The sequence below is a fragment of the Streptomyces celluloflavus genome (assembly GCA_000720995.1).
GTDB classification, from domain to species: Bacteria; Actinomycetota; Actinomycetes; order Streptomycetales; family Streptomycetaceae; genus Streptomyces; species Streptomyces celluloflavus.
On record JOEL01000157.1, the window covers coordinates 1 to 301 of the forward strand.

1 pseudogene is annotated in these 301 nt (G+C 73.1%); it reads left to right on the top strand.

From position 1 onward, the window contains the following. Nucleotides 1-70 precede the first annotated feature (70 nt). Nucleotides 71-301: pseudogene (locus IH09_RS40515) on the top strand (hypothetical protein); the annotation flags it as partial.

Genomic DNA, 301 nt, shown 5'->3' on the forward strand with positions numbered 1-301 from the left:
CGGGGCAGCGACGGCTGACCGTGCCCTTCCTCCTGCTGTGTCGACGGATGATCGTGCGGTACCTCCCGCCGTGTCGTCGGCTGACTACGCCCGTACTCCGGCCGAGTCGACGGTGACGCCCGGCCGGGTGCCCGCCGGTGCGTGGGACGAGACGGCCGTCGTGCCGACGGTGCCGGCCGAGCGGCTGACGGAGCCGCTGACGGAGGCGCGGGCCGGGGCAGCGACGGCTGACCGTGCCCTTCCTCCTGCTGTGTCGACGGATGATCGTGCGGTACCTCCCGCCGTGTCGTCGGCTGACTAC